Origin of the sequence: Pseudogulbenkiania subflava DSM 22618 (genome assembly GCF_900177275.1) — a bacterium.
Lineage (GTDB): Bacteria > Pseudomonadota > Gammaproteobacteria > Burkholderiales > Chromobacteriaceae > Pseudogulbenkiania > Pseudogulbenkiania subflava.
Genome location: NZ_FXAG01000016.1, coordinates 73,468 through 89,794, shown reverse-complemented (window position 1 = coordinate 89,794; position 16,327 = coordinate 73,468). Strand labels below are relative to the sequence as shown.

Genomic DNA, 16,327 nt, shown 5'->3' with positions numbered 1-16,327 from the left:
ACATAAAAGCTTCGAAAACAGAGCAAACGGAACAGGAGCCAGTCAGTGTCATCCGTACCCGCGATTCTTGTCTTGGCTGACGGAACCCTCTTCAAGGGCAGTGCCATCGGTGCCGCCGGCCATACGGTCGGCGAAGTGGTATTCAATACCGCCATCACCGGCTACCAGGAAATCTTGACGGACCCTTCTTACACCAAGCAGATTGTCACCCTGACCTATCCGCATATCGGCAACGTCGGTGCCAACGCGGAAGACACCGAGTCGCGCTCCGTGTACGCGGCCGGCCTGATCGTGCGCGATCTGCCCCTGCTGCACAGCAACTTCCGCGCAGAGGCGTCGCTGTCGGACTATCTCAAGGCCAACAACGTGGTGGCGATCGCCGACATCGACACCCGCAAGCTGACCCGCATCCTGCGCGAAAAAGGCGCCCAGCCCGGTTGCATCATGGCGGGCGAGATCGACGAAGCGCGCGCACTGGAGCTGGCGCGCGGCTTCGGCACCATGGCCGGGCAGGATCTGGCCAAGGTGGTTAGCTGCGATTCGATCTACCAGTGGGATACTCGCGAGTGGCGCCTGGGCGAAGGCTATGGCGCGCAGGCCGAACCGAAATACCACGTGGTGGCGTACGACTTCGGCGTCAAGCACAACATCCTGCGCATGCTGGCCGAGCGCGGCTGCAAGCTGACCGTGGTGCCGGCGCAGACCCCGGCCAAGGACGTGCTGGCGCTCAAGCCGGACGGCGTGTTCCTGTCCAACGGCCCGGGGGATCCGGAACCGTGCGACTACGCCATCGACGCGATCAAGGACATCCTCGACACCAAGCTGCCCGTGTTCGGCATCTGTCTGGGGCACCAACTGCTCGGCCTGGCGGTCGGCGGCAAGACGTCCAAGATGAAGTTCGGCCATCACGGCGCCAACCATCCGGTGCAGGATCTGGATACCGGCCGCGTCATGATCACCAGCCAGAACCACGGCTTCCAGGTCGACGAGAACAGCCTGCCCGCCAACGTGCGCGTCACCCATCGCTCGCTGTTCGACGGCACGGTGCAGGGCATCGCGCTGACCGACCGCCCGGTCTTCAGCTTCCAGGGCCACCCGGAAGCGAGCCCCGGTCCTAACGACGTGGCGTACCTGTTCGACAAGTTCATCAAGGCGATGGACGAACGCGGCTGAGAGGCCGCTTGATGGCCGGTGCGGCGTCGTCGCGCCGGCCTAGACGGGAGTCAGAGCATGCTGGGAATTACCGATCCGTTGACCTACCTGATAGGCACCATCTTCATCATCCTGCTGCCGGGGCCGAACTCGCTCTACGTGCTGTCGGTCGGGGCGCAACGTGGGGTGCGTCCGGGCTTCAAGGCAGCCGGCGGGGTGCTGCTGGGGGATACGCTGCTGATGGTGGCCACCGCCGCCGGCGCTGCGTCGCTGCTGAAGAGCTATCCGGCGTTGTTCTGGGTGGTCAAGTACATTGGTGCGGCCTACCTGGCGTGGATGGGTATCAACATGCTGCGCGCGGCGCTGCGACGCTGGTCCGCTCCGGCGCCGGCAGCAATGAGCGCGCCGATGACCTTGGGCCATCGCGACCCGTTCCGGCGGGCGCTGACCCTGAGCCTGATGAACCCCAAGGCCATCCTGTTCTTCCTCTCGTTCTTCGTGCAATTCGTCGACCCGGCCTACCCTTACCCGGCGCTGACCTTCGTCGCCCTGGGGGGCATGCTGCAGGTGTGCAGCATCAGCTACCTGACGGCGCTGATCCTGGCCGGCAGCCGCCTGGCCGAAGCCTTCCGCGCACGGCGCCGGCTGGCGAGCGCCGCCACCGGCGGTACCGGTGCGCTGTTCCTGGGCTTCGGCGCCAAGCTGGCCGCGGCGAGTCTGAACTGAATAAATGATCCAAATTGAGCCATAACGATGCCAAAACGTACTGACTTAAAGAGCATTCTCATCATCGGCGCCGGTCCCATCGTGATCGGCCAGGCCTGCGAATTCGACTACTCCGGCGCCCAGGCCTGCAAGGCGCTGCGTGAAGAGGGTTACAAGGTCATCCTGGTCAACTCCAACCCGGCGACCATCATGACCGACCCGGACATGGCCGACGTCACCTATATCGAGCCGATCAACTGGCAGGTGGTGGAAAAAATCATCGCCAAGGAGCGCCCGGACGCGATCCTGCCGACCATGGGCGGCCAGACCGCGCTGAACTGCGCGCTCGACCTCGCGCGCAACGGTGTGCTGGAGAAGTACAAGGTCGAACTGATCGGTGCCACCGAAGACGCCATCGACAAGGCGGAAGACCGCGGCCGCTTTAAGGAAGCCATGGCCAAGATCGGCCTGTCCTGCCCGCTGTCCTTCGTCTGCCACACCATGGAAGAGTCGCTGGCGGCCCAGGCCAAGGTCGGTTTCCCGACGCTGATCCGCCCGTCGTTCACCATGGGCGGCTCGGGCGGCGGCATCGCCTACAACAAGGAAGAGTTCCTGGCGATCTGCGAACGCGGCTTCGAAGCCTCGCCGACCCACGAACTCTTGATCGAGCAATCGGTACTCGGCTGGAAAGAGTACGAGATGGAAGTCGTGCGTGACCGCAACGACAACTGCATCATCATCTGCTCGATCGAGAACTTCGACCCGATGGGCGTGCACACCGGCGACTCGATCACCGTCGCACCGGCGCAGACGCTGACCGACAAGGAATACCAGATCATGCGCAACGCCTCGCTGGCGGTACTGCGCGAGATCGGTGTCGATACCGGCGGCTCCAACGTGCAGTTCGCCACCAATCCGGACACCGGCGAGATGATCGTCATCGAGATGAACCCGCGCGTATCGCGTTCGTCCGCGCTGGCGTCTAAGGCCACCGGCTTCCCGATCGCCAAGATCGCCGCCAAGCTGGCGGTCGGTTTCACCCTCGACGAACTGAAGAACGATATCACCGGTGGCGCCACCCCGGCCTCGTTCGAGCCGTCGATCGACTATGTCGTCACCAAGATCCCGCGCTTCGCCTTCGAGAAGTTCCCGCAGGCCGACGACCGCCTGACCACCCAGATGAAGTCGGTGGGCGAAGTGATGGCGATGGGCCGCACCCTGCAGGAATCGATGCAGAAGGCGCTGCGCGGGCTGGAAACCGGCCTCGCCGGCTTCGACCCGGTGACCTCCGACCTGGAGCAGATCCGCCACGAGATCGGCACGCCGGGCCCGGAACGCATCCTCTACGTCGCCGACGCGTTCCGCGCCGGCCTGACCCGTGACGACATCTTCGCCATCAGCAAGATCGATCCGTGGTTCCTGGCCCAGATCGAGGACATCGTCGGTGAGGAAAAGGCGCTGGCCGGCCGCAAGCTCGACGAGCTCGACTACGCTGAACTGCGTCGCCTGAAGCGCAAGGGCTTCTCCGACCGTCGTCTGGGCGCGCTGCTCGGCGTCGACCAGGGTGCGGTGCGTGCGCGCCGCTGGGCGCTCAACCTGCGCCCGGTGTACAAGCGCGTCGACACCTGCGCCGCCGAGTTCGCCACCAACACCGCCTACATGTACTCGAGCTACGAGGAAGAGTGCGAATCGCGGCCGACCGACCGCAAGAAGATCATGGTGTTGGGCGGTGGTCCGAACCGCATCGGCCAGGGTATCGAGTTCGACTACTGCTGCGTGCATGCGGCGCTGGCGCTGCGCGAGTCCGGTTTCGAGACCATCATGGTCAACTGCAACCCGGAAACCGTCTCGACCGACTACGACACCTCCGACCGCCTGTACTTCGAGCCGCTGACACTGGAAGACGTGCTGGAGATCTGCCACGTCGAGAAACCGTTCGGCGTCATCGTGCAGTATGGCGGCCAGACTCCGCTGAAGCTGGCGCGTGCGCTCGAGGCCAACGGCGTGCCCATCATCGGCACCACGCCGGACATGATCGACTGCGCCGAAGACCGCGAGCGCTTCCAGAAGATGCTGCAGGAGCTCGGCCTGAAGCAGCCGCCGAACCGTACCGCGCGTACCCCGGCCGACGCCATGCGGTTGGCCGAAGAGATCGGCTACCCGCTGGTGGTGCGCCCATCCTACGTGCTGGGCGGCCGTGCCATGGAGATCGTGCACGAGCCGGCCGACCTCGAGCGCTACATGCGCGAGGCGGTGAAGGTGTCGAACGACAGCCCGGTGCTGCTCGATCGCTTCCTTAACGATGCCATCGAAGTCGACGTCGACGCGGTATCCGACGGTGAGCTGGTAGTGATCGGCGGCATCATGCAGCACGTTGAACAAGCCGGCGTGCACTCCGGCGACTCGGCCTGCTCGCTGCCGCCGTACAGCCTGTTCCCCGCGGTGCAGGACGAAATCCGCCGCCAGACCGTGGCCATGGCCAAGGCGCTGAACGTGGTCGGCCTGATGAACGTGCAGTTTGCCATCCAGGGCGACACCATCTACGTGCTGGAAGTGAACCCGCGTGCTTCGCGTACCGTGCCGTTCGTCTCCAAGGTCACCGGCGCACCGCTGGCCAAAATCGCCGCGCGTTGCATGGCGGGCATCAGCCTGGCCGAACAGGGCTTCACCAAGGAAGTGGTGCCGCCGTACTACGCGGTCAAGGAAGCGGTGTTCCCGTTCATCAAATTCCCTGGCGTGGATACCATCCTCGGTCCGGAAATGAAGTCCACCGGCGAGGTCATGGGCGTCGGCCGCAGCTTCGCCGAAGCCTTCATCAAGGCGGAACTCGGTGCTGGCGACCGCCTGCCGAAGTCGGGCAAGGTGTTCCTGTCTGTGCGCAACAGCGACAAGGCCGGCTCCGTCGAAGTAGCCCGTGAGATGGTGCGCCTGGGCTTCGAGGTGGTGGCCACCCGTGGCACGGCGCGCGGCATCCAGGAAGCCGGCATCCCGGTGCAGCTGATCAACAAGGTCAACGAAGGCCGCCCGCACATCGTCGACATGATCAAGAACGGCGAAATCAGCCTGGTGTTCAACACCGTCGATGAAAAGCGTCAGGCCATCCAGGATAGTCACTCGATTCGCCGCTCGGCGCTGCAGATGCGCGTGCCGCAGTACACCACCCTGGCCGGTGCCAAGGCCGTGTGTGTCGGCATGGCGCATGCCGAGGAGTTCGACGTGTACAGCGTGCAGGACCTGCACGCCATGGTCCGAAACGGCTGACGACACGAACGGTGCGGGTTTCGGCCAACCTTTGAACCCCGCGCCGTTTGCCGTTACAATTCAGCCAGCAAGCTACTAGCAGCCAAGCCGCCGTCCCGTACGGCGGCTTGTGCTTTTTCATGATGGCGGGTATCCCGCCTGCGGAGAGAAGTCGAATGAACAAAGTCCCGTTGACCCTGCGTGGCGCAGAACTGCTGAAAGAAGAACTGCAGCGGCTCAAGAGCGTGGAACGTCCGGCGGTGATCGAGGCCATTGCCGAAGCCCGCTCCCATGGCGATCTGTCGGAGAACGCCGAATACGACGCGGCCAAGGAGCGCCAGGCTTTCGTCGAAGGCCGCATCGCGGAACTGGAGGGCAAGCTCTCCAACGCCCAGATCATCAACCCGACCGAGCTGGACGCCGAAGGCCGCATCGTGTTCGGCACCACGGTCGAACTGATGGATCTGGAGAGCGAGGAAGAGGTCACTTACCAGATCGTCGGCGACGACGAAGCGGACATCAAGTTCGCCAAGGTGTCGGTGAACTCGCCGATCGCCCGCGCCTTGATCGGCAAGGAAGCCGGCGATGTGGCTGAAGTGATGGCCCCGGGCGGCATCCGCGAGTACGAAATCCTGGACGTCAAATACATCTGAGCGGTTTGCGGCACGGCGGGGCCGTGCCTGGCAGGTTTGGATAAAGGGGACTGCGCATGGATGGGTTGAGGGCGATTACCCGCACCTTCTGGATCGGTGGCATGTGGATCATCGGCATCATCGTCACCCCGGTATTGTTCTCGGTGCTCGACCGTGGCACCGCCGGCATGGTCGCCGGCAAGCTGTTTTCCGCCATCGCCTGGGTCGGGCTGGTGTGCGGGGTGTTCCTGCTGGTGGATTTCATCTGGCGGGATGGCCTGCGTGGCGTTAAGTCCGCCACGTTCTGGCTGATCATCGGCATGCTGTTATGCACCCTGATCAACCATTTTGCCGTGTCGCCGATCATCGCCAATCTCAAGCTGCAGATGAACCAGGCGGCCGAAGGTTTGTTCGGCGGGGGCTTTGCCACCTGGCACGCGATCTCGAGCCTGATCTATCTGCTGCAGAGCCTGATGGCGCTGGCTTATATCCTGCGCCGGGACAGCTGACGCCGCCGAGTGGCATGCTCATTTCCGGGTCGCTGCCGGCAGTCGGAGGCGGGGTGAAAAAAAGCGGTGGTCAGACCACCGCTTTTTTTCGTGTTCCAGCAATCACATCAGGGCTGTGCTTTGAGCGCCTTCTTGCTCTTCGGCAGCACCACGCGCTGCTTGTCGGACGGACGCCACAGCACCAGGAGCTTGCCGATGTGCTGGACCTGGGCTGCGCCCAGTTCGTCGCAGATCTTGTCGAACAGCGCCACACGGGCATCGCGGTCGTCGCCCTGCACCCGGATCTTGATCAGTTCGTGCGCATCGAGGTTGATGGCGATTTCCCGAACGACTGCCTCGCTCAGGCCATGGTTGCCGATCATCACTACCGGCTTGAGATCGTGGGCGAGTCCTTTCAGGTATTGGCGCTCAAAGGGAGCAAGTTCGATTTTCATGGGCGTGAGCTTCCTGAATAAAACGAGATTCTACTAAACTTTCGGCCTTTACCCCAAGTTCCGCCCCCGCCGCTGGTGGAAATAGCCGCTGAAAACAGATACATGCGACATCCCGTCGTGGCTGCCATGCTTATGGCGTTATCTCGGTGGCTCGTCCGCATTCGGCGGAGGCCGTTCTTCAGCCGGCCAGCCGGGGCCGGCACGGACTTTGCGAGTGGCTCCGCCTGGAGTACTTTTAAAAAATGGCAGCCTGGCTGCATGGCCTCCCGCCAACACGAGCGGGGTGGGGCTGTTTTCAAGACGACTGAGCAGGACATCAATGGCTAGAAGTAAATCCAGCAACGACTGGCTGCGCGAGCATGTGCACGACCACTACGTGCACATGGCGCAAAAGGACGGCTACCGTGCCCGTGCCGCGTACAAGCTCCTGGAAATCAACGACAAGGACAAGCTGATCCGCCCCGGCACGGTGCTCGCCGACTTGGGCTCGGCACCGGGCAGCTGGTCGCAAGTGGCGGCGCGGCTGGTCGGCGACAAGGGCAAGGTGTACGCGCTCGACATCCTGCCAATGAACCCGATTGCCGACGTCGAGTTCATTCAGGGCGACTTCCGCGAGCAGGAAGTCCTCGATCAGTTCGTGGCGCTGCTCGGTGGGCGCGAACTTGATCTTGTAATATCCGACATGGCCCCCAATATCTCAGGTATGAGCGCCATTGATCAGGCGCGCAGTTTTCACTTGTGCGAGCTGGCGCTGGAGTTTGTCCGCGACCATCTGAAACCGGGCGGGAGTTTTCTCGTCAAAGTTTTTCAGGGTAGCGATTTCCAGCCCTACCTCAAGTCCATGCGGGAACTGTTCGACGAGGTGGTCAGCCGCAAGCCCAAGGCCTCGCGTGACCGCTCCACGGAAATTTACCTGTTGGGCAAAGGTCGTCGCTGACATCCACCCCTACGGGGGTTACAATCCGTATCAATACGGGCAACCAGCTAAGTCAGGGCACAGAGGAGTCCGCTCTAGTGAACAATATCGGCAAAAACATCGCCATTTGGGTGATCATCGGTCTGGTACTGATGACGGTGTTCAATCAGTTCAACAAGCGTCAGGATACCCAGAACCAGATCGAGTATTCGCAGTTCATCAGCGATGTCGAGTCGGGTAAGGTGCAGTCGTTGAGCATCGAGGGGCATCCGTTACGCGGGCAGTGGCTGAAAGGCAAGCGAGCCGACGGCTCTTCCTTCATGACCTATGCCCCTTACGACCCGCAGCTGGTCGATGACCTGATCAAGAACAACGTGCGCTTCTCGGCCAAGCCGGAAGAGGAGCCCAGCATGCTGATGAGTCTGTTCATCAGCTGGTTCCCGATGCTGCTGCTGATCGGTGTGTGGATTTTCTTCATGCGCCAAATGCAGGGCGGCGGCAAGGGCGGGGCGTTCTCGTTCGGCAAGAGCAAGGCGCGCATGCTCGACCAGGACACCAACACCGTGACCTTCCAGGACGTCGCCGGCTGCGATGAAGCCAAGGAAGAGGTCAAGGAGATCGTCGACTACCTGCGCGATCCCTCGCGCTACCAGAGCCTGGGTGGCCGTATTCCGCGCGGCATCCTGCTGTGCGGCAGCCCCGGTACCGGTAAGACCCTGCTGGCCAAGGCCATCGCCGGTGAGGCCAAGGTGCCGTTCTTCAGCATCTCCGGCTCCGACTTCGTCGAAATGTTCGTTGGTGTCGGCGCCGCTCGCGTGCGCGACATGTTCGAGCAGGCCAAGAAAAATTCCCCGTGCATCATCTTCATCGATGAAATCGACGCGGTCGGTCGCCAGCGCGGTGCCGGTCTCGGCGGTGGCAACGACGAGCGCGAGCAAACCCTCAACCAGCTTCTGGTCGAGATGGATGGCTTCGAAACCAATACCACGGTGATCGTGATCGCCGCCACCAACCGCCCAGACGTGCTGGACCCGGCGCTTCAGCGCCCCGGCCGTTTCGACCGCCAGGTGGTAGTGCCGCTGCCGGATATCCGTGGCCGCGAACAGATTCTCTCGGTGCACATGCGCAAGGTGCCGATTGCCGCGGATGTCGAGGCATCGGTCATCGCGCGCGGCACGCCGGGTTTCTCCGGCGCGGATCTCGCCAACCTGGTGAACGAGGCGGCGCTGTTTGCTGCGCGCCGCAACAAGCGCCTGGTCGACATGGACGACTTCGAGGCCGCCAAGGACAAAATCATGATGGGCGCCGAGCGCAAGTCCATGGTGATGTCGGAAGAAGAGAAGCGTAATACTGCCTATCACGAATCCGGCCACGCCGTGGTCGCCAAGCTGCTGCCCAAGTCCGACCCCGTGCATAAGGTCACCATCATTCCGCGCGGCCGCGCGCTGGGCTTGACCATGCAGCTGCCGGAAGAAGACCGCTACGCCTACGACCGCGGCTACCTGATGGACCGGATCGCCATCCTGTTCGGCGGCCGTATCGCCGAAGAGCTGTTCATGAACCAGATGACCACCGGTGCGTCGAACGACTTCGAACGTGCCACCCAGATGGCGCGCGACATGGTGACCCGCTACGGCATGTCCGACAAGCTGGGGCCGATGGTGTACGGCGAGAACGAGGGTGAAGTGTTCCTCGGCCGCTCGGTCACGACCCACAAGAATATGTCGGAAGCGACCATGCAGCAGGTGGATACGGAAATCCGCCGCATCATCGACGAACAGTACGGGCTGGCGCGCCACCTGCTTGAAGAGCACCGCGACAAAGTCGAAGCGATGACTGCGGCGCTGCTCGAGTGGGAGACCATCGACGCCGAGCAGATCGACGACATCATGGCCGGCCGTCCGCCGCGTCCGCCGCGTCCCGACCGCAGCACGGCAGGTAGCGGTGGCGGTGACAAGCCGACCGGTACGGCGCCGGAACCGAGTGCGACCCCGGCGCAGGAACACTGAACCATTCCATCCTTACCCAAGGCGGCAGCATCGTGCTGCCGCCTTTTTTGCGATCTCCCTACAGGCAATACCATGACCGGCTTCGTGTGCGGACGCTTTACGCTCGCGTTGGATCGCCCGCTGTTGATGGGCATTCTCAACGTTACCCCCGATTCCTTTTCAGACGGCGGCCGCTTCAACCGGCTCGATACTGCCCTGGCTCATGCTGAGAGGCTTCTGGAAGAGGGGGCGGACATCCTCGACATCGGCGGTGAATCGACCCGGCCCGGCGCGCCCTACGTCAGCCCGGAAGAAGAGGAGACGCGCGTGTTGCCGGTGCTCGAACGTTTGGCTTCATTGAATGTACCGCTGTCGCTCGATACTCGCCGCGCCTCGGTGATGCGCGCCGCGCTGGAGGCCGGCGTGGTCGATCTGATCAACGACGTCTCAGCCCTGGAGGATGATGGTGCGCTGGCCGCTGTGGCGGGGAGCCGGGCGGGCATCTGCCTGATGCACAAGCAAGGCAATCCGGACTCCATGCAGCATAACCCGCACTATCGCGATGTGGTTGATGAAGTCGGGTCCTATCTCGGGCGGCGCGTGGCCTTGTGCCTGGAGCATGGCATCGAACTCGCGCGGCTGCTGGGCGACCCGGGATTTGGGTTTGGCAAGACGCTGGAGCATAACCTGCAGCTGTTGCAACGCCTGTCCGAAGTCGAACAACTGGCCGGCGTCCCGCTCCTGGTCGGCATGTCGCGCAAGTCGATGCTCGGCGCGGTTACCGGTGAAGAGGTGCCGGCCGAGCGACTGGGGGCCAGTGTGGCGGCAGCGTTGGAGGCGGCGCGGCGTGGCGCCAAAGTGGTCCGGGTGCACGACGTCAAGGCCACCCGTCAGGCGCTGCAGTTGCTGGCCGCACTGGAACAGACCCATCACTGACACCTCATGTCGGCTGGCAGTACAATGTCGTGCCGTTTTTCAGGGATACAACATAATATGGCTCGCAAATACTTTGGTACCGATGGCGTCCGCGGCGAAGTCGGCCAATTTCCAATCACCCCCGAATTCGTGCTCAAGCTCGGTTACGCCGCAGGGCGGGTGTTGGTCAACCACGAGAACGACTCGCATCCAACCGTGCTGATCGGCAAGGACACGCGGATTTCCGGCTATATGCTGGAGGCTGCCTTGCAGGCGGGTTTGACCGCCGCCGGCGTCAACGTACTGCTCACCGGGCCGCTGCCGACCCCGGGTATCGCCTATCTGACGCGTGCTTTGCGCCTCTCGGCAGGGGTCATGATCTCGGCCTCGCACAATCCCTATCACGATAACGGCATCAAGTTCTTCGCCGAAGGCGGCAAGAAGTTGGACGATGCCATCGAGCTGGAAATCGAGGCGATGCTCGAGCAGCCGATGGAGACCCGGCCTTCGCGAGAACTGGGGCGGGCGCGTCGTATCGATGGCGCGGCCGAGCGCTACATCGAGTTCTGCAAGAGCACCTTCCCCAACGACCGCGATCTCAAGGGCTTGAAGCTGGTGGTCGATTGCGCCCACGGTGCCACCTATCATATCGCTCCCAAGGTGTTCCACGAACTGGGTGCCGAGGTGGTGACGATTGGCGGTGAGCCGACCGGCTACAACATCAATGACAAGGTCGGGGCGACCTACACCAAGACCCTGCAGGCGGCAGTGCTGCAGCACGAGGCCGATTACGGCGTGGCGCTCGACGGCGACGGCGACCGACTGATGATGGTGGACCGCAAGGGCCAGGTCTACGACGGCGACCAGCTGATCTACGTCATCGCCAAGGCGCGAGCCGCCAAGGGTGAGCTGAAGGGCGGCGTGGTCGGAACCGTGATGACGAATATGGGGATGGAGCTGGCCTTGCAGAAGATGGCCGTGCCGTTCGGTCGGGCCAAGGTGGGTGACCGCTACGTCCTCGAGATGCTGCACAGCAATGGCTGGCAGGTGGGCGGAGAGGCTTCCGGCCATGTGCTGTGCCTCGATAAGCATAATACCGGGGACGGCATCATTTCCTGTCTTCAGGTGCTGACGTCCCTGGCCGAGCTGGGGCAGGATCTGGCCAGTGTCTGCCGTGATTGGCAGCCGTTTCCGCAGACGCTGATCAATGTGCGACTCAAGGGGCAGGACTGGAAAGCCGCATCCACAGATGTCTTGAAATCGGCTGAGACTGCCTTGCAAGGGCGCGGCCGGGTTGTCCTGCGTCCCAGTGGCACCGAGCCGGTGGTGCGCGTGATGGTGGAAGCGGACGATCATGCCTTGTCGGAGAAGTGGGCGCGGGAAATCGCGGCCGTGATCGAAAGCTCCGCTGGCTGAGCGCGTTAGGTCTGCCTTCCTGCAAAAACCCACAGCTATCCGGTTGTGGGTTTTTGTCATTCGGGCGCTGGGGGCGATTCCGTGATGCGATGGGGAAGGCTGTTCGGTATCAAGAAATTGCCACGATGGGCTGTGTTATCATGATGCTCCACGATACGTCCCCGCTCTGAAAACGGGGCACTAACCCTGCCTGAGCAGGGGGATGGACAGACGGGCCTACATGGATATTCTGCAGATTCTTCTCGATTTCTTTACCGGGTACGGCTATCTCGCCGTCTTCCTGGTGTTGTTGGCCTGTGGTTGTGGCGTGCCCATCCCGGAAGACATCACGCTGGTGGCGGGCGGCATCATCTCTGGTTTGGGGTTTGCCAATGTCGACTGGATGGTGGCCGTGGGCATGGCCGGTGTGCTGTTCGGTGATGGCCTGATGTTTGCGCTTGGCCATCACTACGGCCATCGCGTGCTGCGCTTCAAGCCGATTGCCCGCATCCTCACCCAGGAACGCTTTGCCGCAGTGCAGGAAAAATTCGACAAGTATGGCAACTGGGTGCTGTTCGTGGCGCGCTTCCTACCTGGTTTGCGTTCGCCGATCTTTATCACCGCCGGGATGACCCGGCGCGTGCCGTACTGGCGTTTTTTGCTGATGGATGGTTTTGCCGCGCTCATTTCCGTGCCGGTGTGGGTGTATCTGGGCTATCTTGGTGCGGCCAACCGCGACTGGCTGATGACCTGGGTGCACCGTGGCCAGGCCGGGATTTTGATCGTGGTGGCGCTGTTGCTGGCGGGCGTGGCGATGGCGTGTTACCGCAAGAAAAAGAACGGCCATCCTGCGCCATTGACTCCCAAGAAATGAATCGGTTCGTTGCAACAAAAAAGCCATCGCATGCGATGGCTTTTTTGTTGCAACAGTGGTTGATATTCAGCCCACCTGCAGCAGTTCCACTTCGAAGATCAACGTGGCGTTGGGCGGGATGACCCCGCCGGCGCCGCGTGCGCCGTAGCCCAGTTCGGCCGGGATGGTCAGTTTGCGCTTGCCGCCGACTTTCATGCCGGCTACGCCCTGATCCCAGCCCTTGATTACGTAACCTGCGCCTAGCGGGAAGGAAAACGGCTGGAAGCGGTCCTTGCTCGAGTCGAACTTGGTGCCGTCGGTGAGCCAGCCGGTGTAGTGCACGGTGACTTCCTGGCCAACGGTGGCTTCGGCCCCGTCGCCCAGTTGCAGTTCTTCAATGATCAGTTCGGACGCCATCAGCTCTGTCCTTTCATTAGAGTCATCCAAGCTATTTATTGTAGCAGCGCCGTCCGGCGGCGTCGTCCCGTTGGGGGCTCCTCCCGGGTTGTGTTTCCGCGGTTATGGCTTATAAAAAAACTAATGCCGGGTTTGTCCGCCACACACTCTTGCAGCAAAGGGGATACATCATGGATATCGCACACCATCCGTCAAACGAGCACCCGGTCGTCAAGCATGTCAACGTGTCGTACCCAGCCAAATGGTTGCGTCAGGGGTTCAAGGATTTGCAGCGTGCTCCGGCCGACTCGCTGTTCTACGGCGCCGTCTTCGTGCTGATGGGCTACCTGCTGACGACCTATTTCGAACAGGCGCCAGAGATCGTCATCACCTTGTCCACCATCTTCCTGCTGGCCGGACCGTTCCTTGCGATTGGCCTCTACGACATCGCCAAGCAGATGGAGGCATTCGATGGTCGTGGTCGCGTCACGCTGGTCCACAGCATGACGGCCTGGCGGGTCAACATGCACAGCTTTGCACTGTACGCTGTGTTGCTGGCCGTGCTGGTGTTCGGCTGGTTCCGCATGTCGCTGTTGATGTTTGCGCTGTTCTACGACACGGCGACCTTGCCGACGTTGAACATGGTAGTCAGTAACGCCTTCAAGCCCGAGAACGTGGGCTTCCTGGTTGCTTATTTCGGTATCGGTTTCTTCTTTGCGGCGCTGGTGTTTGCGGTCAGCGCGGTATCATTGCCGATGCTGCTCGACAAGGAAGTGGATACCGTCACGGCCATGGTTGCCAGCCTGCAGGCGGTGTACAAGAACCTGCTGACGATGCTGGTGTGGGCGGCTATGATTGTTGCCCTCACCGTGGTGGGCTTTGCCACCTATTTCGTCGGCCTGATCGTGATCATGCCGGTGATCGGCCTGGCCACCTGGCATGCCTACCGCGATTTGATCACCTTCGAGCGCTGACGACGACTACATGACCCATTCCATCGTATTTCTGGACCGGGACAGCCTGCCTGTCCCGGTTCCTGTTTTTGCCTTCCCCCATCGTTATCATGAATTCCCGGCCACCACTCCAGGGCAGATCGTCAGCCATGCCGAGGGGGCCGAGATCGTCATCACCAACAAGGTGCCGTTCAACCGTGCCACGCTTGAGGCTCTGCCCGCGCTGAAACTGCTGGCTGTGGCGGCGACCGGGGTGAACCATATCGACCTCGAGGCTTGCCGCGAACGCGGCGTGGCCGTGGCGAACATCCAGCATTACGGCGACGATACAGTGGCCGAGCACGCTTTCATGATGATGCTGGCGCTGTTCCGCAACCTGCCGGCCTACCAGCGCGACGTGGCGGCTGGGGTGTGGCAGAACGCGCCGCAGTTCTGCCATTTCGGCGCGCCGATTCGCGACCTGCAGGGCGCCACGCTGGGGATCATTGGTTCTGGCGGCATTGGTCAGGCGCTGGCGTCGCGTGCGCGCGCCTTCGGTATGACCGTGCTGTTCGGAGAGCGCAAGGGGGCGGCCAGCGTGCGCGAGGGCTACGTCGATTTCGACACCCTGCTGACTAGCTCGGACGTGCTGTCGCTGCATTGTCTGTTGACCGAGCAAACCCGCAATATGATCGGCGTTGAGGAACTGCAGCGTATGAAACCGGGGGCCGTGCTGATCAATACCGCACGTGGCGGGCTGGTCGACGAGGAGGCACTGGTGGCGGCACTCAAGTATGGTCAACTGGGTGGGGCAGGGTTCGATGTGTTGACGGTCGAGCCACCGAGCGAGGGAAATCCGCTGCTCAAGGCGCGGCTGCCGCATCTGATCGTCACCCCGCACGTTGGCTGGGCCAGCCACGAGGCGATGAGCCGGCTGGCGGGGCAACTGGTCGAGAATATCGAAGCCTTCATCGAGGGGCGCAGGCTGCGACGCATCGTCTAAAGCTTATGCCGCGATGGAAAGGCACCCGCCACTAGGCTCGGGTGCCTTTTTCGTTCTGGGGCGTGGTCAGGGGCGCGTTGGACAGGCTTGGCATCGATTTGCATCGCTTGCCATTTCAGGGTTTGTGGCAGCCGCCAACTTGGGCTATCACCTAAAGAACCGGAAGCGCCTTGTCAGTCGCCGACATCATTGGGGTTGATGCGTGGAGTTTCTTCTTCGCCCATGCCCAGCCGGCCGCGCACGCAGGAAATGTAGCGATTAACGTCCGGGCCCCCGCCATAGCGTTGGGCGTGCCAGATCATTTCGCCAAGGCATTCCATCATCTGGTGCTGGGCGGCATGTTCGTCGCCCAGACGCAGGGCGAGCTGGGCGTAGAGCGAGCGGATGCCGAAGGGTTGGTCGATGGAACGTTGCTCCTCGATCGCCATGTGCAGGCTCAGGTGCAGGAAAGGGTTGGATTCTCCCATGTCCGGTGTCCATTCCTGTTCCAGGTAGCGCTCGGGTTGGCCGACGATGGCATGGTATTCCGGATGCTCCAGCAGGATGGTCAGCGTGATTTTTTCCAGATCGGTCAGCGGCTCGTTGCGCTGGTGTTTGGCCCAGGTGTCGAAAAAGAAACGGCGTGCGTCCTGGCGGCTGGGATTGAACATGGCGATCTACCTGAGGAGAAAAACGGAGGATGCCGCGCGCGGCGGCTCCTGTGCTGTAGCAGTGCCGATTATACGAGACGGAGACCCACCATGACCACGCTCCATGACTTTTCCGCCTGCCGTATCGACGGCAGTCCCGAATCCCTGTCGCGCTACGCCGGCATGGTGGTACTGGTGGTCAATACCGCCAGCGAATGCGGCTTCACCCCGCAATACACCGGCTTGCAGGAACTGGCGGTGTACTTCGCCGGCGAGGAGTTCGCCTTGCTCGGCTTTCCCTGCAACCAGTTCGGCGGACAGGAGCCGGGAGCAGAGGACAGCATCGCCGTGTTCTGCCAGAGCCGTTTCGGGGTGACGTTCCCGCTTTACGCCAAGGTCGCTGTCAACGGCGACGAGGCACATCCCTTGTGGCGCTGGCTGACTCGCGCCGATACCGATCATCCCCAGCCGGTGAAATGGAACTTCACCAAGTTCCTGATCGACGGCAGGGGACGGCTGGTCAAGCGTTATGAGCCGGCGGTGCAGCCGCATGAGCTGCTCGACGATATCGATCGTTTGTTGGGGGGATGAGGCACGCGCCTAGGCCTGCCGTCGAGGGAGCCCAAGC

At 62.3% G+C, this 16,327-nt stretch carries 16 protein-coding genes; 13 read left to right on the top strand and 3 right to left on the bottom strand.

Going from position 1 to position 16,327, the window contains the following annotated elements:
* Positions 1–45 precede the first annotated feature (45 nt).
* From carA to B9N72_RS14365, 5 genes are all read left to right on the top strand, one after another.
* Positions 46–1,173, top strand: coding sequence for a glutamine-hydrolyzing carbamoyl-phosphate synthase small subunit (gene carA / locus B9N72_RS14385; RefSeq protein ID WP_085276995.1), 1,128 nt, complete (start codon positions 46–48; stop codon positions 1,171–1,173).
* Positions 1,174–1,230: 57 nt separating this feature from the next.
* Entirely contained in the window at positions 1,231–1,878 is a 648-nt protein-coding gene (gene leuE, locus B9N72_RS14380; RefSeq protein WP_085276994.1) for a leucine efflux protein LeuE, read from the top strand.
* A 27-nt stretch (positions 1,879–1,905) separates the two neighbouring features.
* Entirely contained in the window at positions 1,906–5,118 is a 3,213-nt protein-coding gene (gene carB, locus B9N72_RS14375; RefSeq protein ID WP_085276993.1) for a carbamoyl-phosphate synthase large subunit, read from the top strand.
* 155 nt (positions 5,119–5,273) lie between these two features.
* Positions 5,274–5,750, top strand: coding sequence for a transcription elongation factor GreA (greA, locus tag B9N72_RS14370; protein ID WP_085276992.1), 477 nt, complete (start codon positions 5,274–5,276; stop codon positions 5,748–5,750).
* Positions 5,751–5,806: 56 nt separating this feature from the next.
* Positions 5,807–6,238: a DUF4149 domain-containing protein gene (locus B9N72_RS14365; RefSeq protein WP_085276991.1), complete on the top strand. Its 432-nt coding sequence runs from the start codon at positions 5,807–5,809 to the stop codon at positions 6,236–6,238.
* 107 nt (positions 6,239–6,345) lie between these two features.
* On the opposite strand, the gene yhbY is transcribed toward B9N72_RS14365, so the two are convergent.
* Positions 6,346–6,672, bottom strand: a complete 327-nt coding sequence (gene yhbY, locus B9N72_RS14360) for a ribosome assembly RNA-binding protein YhbY (protein WP_085276990.1) — start codon at positions 6,670–6,672, stop codon at positions 6,346–6,348.
* Positions 6,673–6,991: 319 nt separating this feature from the next.
* Here yhbY and rlmE point away from each other — a divergent pair, with 319 nt between their 5' ends.
* From rlmE to B9N72_RS14330, 5 genes are all read left to right on the top strand, one after another.
* On the top strand, positions 6,992–7,609 hold the full coding sequence (rlmE, locus tag B9N72_RS14350) for a 23S rRNA (uridine(2552)-2'-O)-methyltransferase RlmE (protein WP_008952495.1): 618 nt from the start codon (positions 6,992–6,994) through the stop codon (positions 7,607–7,609).
* Between the two features lie 77 nt (positions 7,610–7,686).
* A complete protein-coding gene (gene ftsH, locus B9N72_RS14345) occupies positions 7,687–9,597 on the top strand; it encodes an ATP-dependent zinc metalloprotease FtsH (RefSeq protein WP_085276988.1) in 1,911 nt (636 codons plus the stop codon).
* A 72-nt stretch (positions 9,598–9,669) separates the two neighbouring features.
* Positions 9,670–10,512, top strand: a complete 843-nt coding sequence (folP, locus tag B9N72_RS14340) for a dihydropteroate synthase (protein ID WP_085276987.1) — start codon at positions 9,670–9,672, stop codon at positions 10,510–10,512.
* 57 nt (positions 10,513–10,569) lie between these two features.
* Positions 10,570–11,907, top strand: a complete 1,338-nt coding sequence (gene glmM / locus B9N72_RS14335) for a phosphoglucosamine mutase (RefSeq protein ID WP_085276986.1) — start codon at positions 10,570–10,572, stop codon at positions 11,905–11,907.
* 220 nt (positions 11,908–12,127) lie between these two features.
* Positions 12,128–12,760, top strand: coding sequence for a DedA family protein (locus tag B9N72_RS14330; protein WP_234985994.1), 633 nt, complete (start codon positions 12,128–12,130; stop codon positions 12,758–12,760).
* Positions 12,761–12,826: 66 nt separating this feature from the next.
* Here B9N72_RS14330 and B9N72_RS14325 read toward each other — a convergent pair whose 3' ends face one another.
* Entirely contained in the window at positions 12,827–13,156 is a 330-nt protein-coding gene (locus tag B9N72_RS14325) for an FKBP-type peptidyl-prolyl cis-trans isomerase (protein WP_008952500.1), read from the bottom strand.
* A gap of 170 nt (positions 13,157–13,326) precedes the next feature.
* On the opposite strand from B9N72_RS14325, the gene B9N72_RS14320 reads away from it, so the two are divergent.
* The gene (locus B9N72_RS14320) at positions 13,327–14,109 is read left to right on the top strand and encodes a DUF2189 domain-containing protein (RefSeq protein WP_085276985.1); all 783 of its coding nucleotides are present in this window, start codon (positions 13,327–13,329) and stop codon (positions 14,107–14,109) included.
* A 10-nt stretch (positions 14,110–14,119) separates the two neighbouring features.
* Positions 14,120–15,070 carry a D-2-hydroxyacid dehydrogenase gene (locus B9N72_RS14315; RefSeq protein ID WP_085276984.1) on the top strand — a complete coding sequence of 317 codons (951 nt, stop codon included), beginning with the start codon at positions 14,120–14,122 and terminating at the stop codon, positions 15,068–15,070.
* Positions 15,071–15,243: 173 nt separating this feature from the next.
* Here B9N72_RS14315 and B9N72_RS14310 read toward each other — a convergent pair whose 3' ends face one another.
* Positions 15,244–15,720, bottom strand: coding sequence for a DUF1841 family protein (locus tag B9N72_RS14310; RefSeq protein WP_008952503.1), 477 nt, complete (start codon positions 15,718–15,720; stop codon positions 15,244–15,246).
* Between the two features lie 90 nt (positions 15,721–15,810).
* Here B9N72_RS14310 and B9N72_RS14305 point away from each other — a divergent pair, with 90 nt between their 5' ends.
* Complete coding sequence (locus B9N72_RS14305; RefSeq protein ID WP_085276983.1) at positions 15,811–16,290, top strand: glutathione peroxidase; 480 nt, start codon at positions 15,811–15,813, stop codon at positions 16,288–16,290.
* Positions 16,291–16,327 lie beyond the last annotated feature (37 nt).